This is a genomic window from Pseudomonadota bacterium (assembly GCA_023229365.1).
In the GTDB taxonomy this organism is placed as follows: domain Bacteria; phylum Myxococcota_A; class Polyangia; order JAAYKL01; family JAAYKL01; genus JALNZK01.
The window spans coordinates 1-4,267 of sequence record JALNZK010000227.1; the positions used below are offsets into that span (position 1 = coordinate 1).

The 4,267-nt window shown below is 70.3% G+C and carries 3 protein-coding genes; 2 read left to right on the forward strand and 1 reads right to left on the reverse strand.

The features are described from left to right. Positions 1-119: 119 nt before the first annotated feature. A complete protein-coding gene (locus tag M0R80_31450; protein MCK9464159.1) occupies positions 120-1,928 on the reverse strand; it encodes an alpha/beta hydrolase in 1,809 nt (602 codons plus the stop codon). 89 nt (positions 1,929-2,017) lie between these two features. Here M0R80_31450 and M0R80_31455 point away from each other — a divergent pair, with 89 nt between their 5' ends. Together M0R80_31455 and M0R80_31460 are read left to right on the forward strand one after the other, a co-directional pair. Further along, a complete protein-coding gene (locus M0R80_31455; protein ID MCK9464160.1) occupies positions 2,018-2,920 on the forward strand; it encodes a hypothetical protein in 903 nt (300 codons plus the stop codon). A gap of 90 nt (positions 2,921-3,010) precedes the next feature. Next, positions 3,011-4,267: 1-acyl-sn-glycerol-3-phosphate acyltransferase (locus M0R80_31460; GenBank protein MCK9464161.1), on the forward strand; the 1,257-nt coding region annotated here is incomplete at its 3' end.

Genomic DNA, 4,267 nt, shown 5'->3' on the forward strand with positions numbered 1-4,267 from the left:
TGAGACGCATCGACAGAAGAGCCGGATGGTGGAAATCTCCTTGTCCGGATCTGGTGAGGGCCCCGGTCGGGAAACCGGCCGGGGCTACTCGACACCCCAGCCCCTGTTCCCGGCACAACTCAGTCGATCGGGATCGGCGCGATCACCTGCGTCGAGGCGAACATCCACGCGACGAGCAGCGCGCAGAGGACGGCGCCCGCCGTGATCCGCCCGGTCGCCATGTGGAGCCCCGTCGAGAGCGGGACCACCGCGACGAGCACGCCGACGACGTGGAACAGGTTGAACGTGAACAGCACGAACATCCCGCCCGGGCCGACGAGCGGGATCGCGCCCGTCGTGAGCAGCGGCACGTACTGTACGGCGAGGAGGAGGACGAGCGGCGCCGTGACGACGACGAGGTTCCTCGCCGAGGTCGCGGCGAAAGTCCCGAGCCAGGTCGAACGCTGCGCGAGGCCGAGCCGGGCGTGCAGGAAGAGCCCGAGCCCGAAGAAGCCGGCGAGGATGAACGGGAGGTAGCGCAGCGAGAGCGCCGCGCGGTGCGGCGTCAGATCGTTCGCGAACGCGAAGACGAACCGGAAGTCGACGACGAGGGCGGCCTCGAACGCGCTCTCCCACGCGTAGGCGAAGCCGAAAAGCACGAGCGCGAGGGCGGTCGCGCGCGCGAGGAGCGATCCGGAGATCGGGGTCGCCGCGTCCGGGACCGGGCGCCGCCTCGCCCACCGGCGGTAGAGGAGGATCCCGATCGCGTTCGTGACGAAGAACCAGAAGATGGTCACGTTCACGACCATCATCGGGAACGCGCCGTCCACGGGCACGACGTACTTGTGGATCGCGAACACGGTGAGCGCGCACGGCAGGTACAGCCACATGACGAGGCCGTTGACGATCGCGTGGCGCATGAGGCCGCCCCGCGCGATCGGATCGGGCGTGGTCGGAACGCCGCGCAGCGGGGCGAACGGCGGCGCCGCGAGCAGGAGCAGGCCGAGCGGCAGGAGCGACCAGAGGCACGCGAGCATGGAGACGAGCGTCGCCCACTCCTTCCACGGCCAGATCTGATCGTCCGTCGCGGCGGCGTCGCGCGGGACCCCGGGCAGGGCTCGCGCCATCCAGCCGAGCACCTCGGCGACGACGACCTCAGAGTGCGGCTCCCCGATGTGGATGACGTTCGGCACCGCGACCCTCCGCGCGGTCCCGTCCTCGAAGTCGCCGTACGTCTCACCGATCGCGGGGTGCGGCGCGGCGAACGCCCCGCGCGCGGCCTCCGTCCCCATCCACTCCGCCGCGATGTCGCGCGTGCCGGTCATCCGATCACGGAACTCGTCCCAGGCGCCGATGACCATGAGCATGTTTCGTGGGCTCGAGGGCGTCGCCCGCGTGTCGAAGCCGTACCCGAGGAGCGCGATCGCCTGCACCCGGGGATCCGAGAGCGCGATCTCGTAGGAGATCCCGGCGCCCAGGCTGTGGCCGACGAGCGCGATCGCGTCCCGGTCGACGAACGGGAGCGACGAGAGGTGATCGAGCGCGGCCCGCGCGCCGTAGGTCGTGTCGAAGCCCGGGGCTTCCTCGTCCATCCCCGGATCGTCGGAGTTCCCGCGGCCGAGCGTGTCGATCGAGAGCGTCACCGCGCCGCGCCGGGCGAGCTCGATCGCGATGGGGTCCCCGGTCTCCCGGCAGCTCTCGTAGCCGTGGACGAACAGGATGCCGGGCCTGCGGTCGGAGGCCGACGCGCCGTTCGGCCGGAAGAGCTTGGCCGCGACGGTGCGCCCGAGGTCGTCCCGCAGCGCCGTGTCCGTCACCTCCACGTCGCCGAAGGAGCGCTGGATCGCCGACGCGAGGATCGCCCCGGTCGCGGCCACGACGACGAGGGCGGCGAACGCGAGCGCCGCGCCGCGCGCGCCGGGCGGGGGGGGGAGAGGCCGGCTCGTCATGGGGCGAGTATAGCGGATTTCGTCTTGCGCGCGTCCCATTCGGGGCTAAGGTTTTCCCGAAACAGGGGGGCGGACAAGGAGAGAAGCAGATGAAGTCGATTCTTTGGGTGGTGATGACCGTCCTTGCAGGTTCACTCGTCCTGAACGCGTGCGCGAGCACCAGCGACAGCGGGGGCTCGGACAGCGACACGGATTCGGACAGCGACACGGATTCGGACGGCGACACGGATTCGGACAGCGACACGGATTCGGACAGCGACACGGATTCGGACAGCGACACGGATTCGGACACCGACACGGACTCGGACACCGACACGGACTCGGACACCGACACGGACTCGGACACCGACACGGACACCGACACCGATACGGACACGGATACCGACACGGACACCGACACCGATACGGACACGGATACCGACACGGACACGGATGCGGACACGGACGCTGACGGCGGCGTGGACGGCGGCGCGGACGGCGGCGCGGGCGACTGCGACACGGCGCTCGCCGAGGCGGTCGACGACGGCTCGTTCGAGGGCGGCACGCCGAGCGCGGCCTGGACCGAGACGTCGACGGCGTTCGGGACACCCTTGTGCACGGTGGCGTCGTGCGGCTCCGGCGGCGGCACGGGACCGCACACGGGAACCTACTGGGCCTGGTTCGGCGGGACGACCGGCCTGGAGGAGGGCAGCGTCATCCAGGACGTCACGATCGCGGGCGCCCCGGCGACGCTCTCGTTCTACCTCGAGATCCCCTCCACGGAGGACCTCGCGACCGACACGCTGACCGTGTACGTCGACTCCGACCCGGTCTTCGAGATCGACGGCACGGAGAGCGCGGGCTACACCACCTACGCCTACGTCGAGGTCGACCTGAGCGCGTACGCCGACGGGGGCTCGCACGAGCTCGAGTTCGCCTCCTACACGAACAGCACGTCGACCGTGACGAACTTCTTCGTCGACGACGTCAGCGTCCTGAGCTGCGAGGACTGAGACGGGTCGGGTCCGGGCGCGCGCCGCAGCCCCCTGAAATCGAACGGACTTTCCTTTGAAGTCGGCATGGGCTAAACAGATCCTCGCCTCATGAACGACAGGACCAAGGGCGACCGCGTTCCGCGGGTGATCGTGAGCTGGTGGCTCGCCTTGTTTCAGGCGATCCTCACCCCTTACGTCCGGATCAGCGACGACTGGGTCGAGCGCGTGCGCGCGGCTGCGGCGCGCGGGCCGGTGGTGTTCATCCTCCGCAACCGCAGCCTGATCGACTTCCTCTGCCTGCGCGGGCTGTGCAGGCGCCACGGGCTGCCCGAGGTGGGGTTCGTCTCCGGGCTGTCGCCGTTCGTGTTCCTGCCGTGGTGGCGCTGGCTGATCGCCCTGTTCCGGCGGCGCCTGCCGGATCGCTACAAGCGGCGCCTCGTCGACACGTTCCGGGCCGGCGGCAGCGCGGTCGTGTTCCTCAGGCGGCACGACCCGTCCAGCGCGCTCGGCAGCCGGCCGGTCCAGATCGACGGCGTGCGGCTCGCGGTGGAGGCCCAGGCCGAGATCGGCGGCCCGGTGCTGGCGCTCCCGACCGTCTTCCTCTGGGGCGAGGGCGCCATGAGCCGCCTTCCCCAGAGCTTCGACTTCATGTTCGGCACGAACGAGAACCCGCGGCTCGTGCGGTCCATGTGGCTCCTGATCCGCCGCCGCTCCAAGCAGGGCGCCTGGGTGGGCGATCCGCTCGACCTCGCCGCGATCCGCACCGAGCGCGGGGTCGACGAGCAAGGGCTCGCGGGCGTGATCCGGGCGGGCGTGGGCCGGGGCATCGAGCTGATCCGCCGCAACCGCCTCGGATCGCTCACGAAGCCGTCGAACCGCGTCATGGCTGACGTGCTCGCGAGCGGGCGCCTCCGCGTCGAGCTCGAGGCGATCGCCGCCGACGAGGGGATCCCGTCCGAGGAGATCGGGCCGCGGGCGCGCTCGATCCTCTCCGCCCTCGCGACGGACTTCAGGCCGCGCGTCCTCGCGCTGTTCTCCATGGTCATGGCGTTCGTGTGGAAGGACGCCAACATCATGCTGCCGCACATCGCCGCCGGCGAGAACCTCGCGTTCTGGCCGCTCGGGTGGCTCTTCCGCTCCTCGGGCGCGTTCTTCATCCGCCGCAAGTTCATCAACGACCGCTTCTACGGCGCCGTCGTCAACGCGTACATCCGCCGGCTGATCCAGGAGGGGTACGACATCGAGGTGTTCATCGAGGGTGGGCGCTCGCGGACCGGGAAGCTCCTGCGGCCGAAGCTCGGGATGCTCGAGATGGCGCTCAAGGCGCTCGCCGTGACGCCGCGGCGGGACCTGGGCATCCTGCCG

Bases quoted from the DNA above. Each gene is read 5' to 3' on its own strand.
- M0R80_31455 (MCK9464160.1), top strand. From the start codon at position 2,018: ATGAAGTCGATTCTTTGGGTGGTGATGACCGTCCTTGCAGGTTCACTC.
- M0R80_31450 (MCK9464159.1), bottom strand. From the start codon at position 1,928: ATGACGAGCCGGCCTCTCCCCCCCCCGCCCGGCGCGCGCGGCGCGGCG.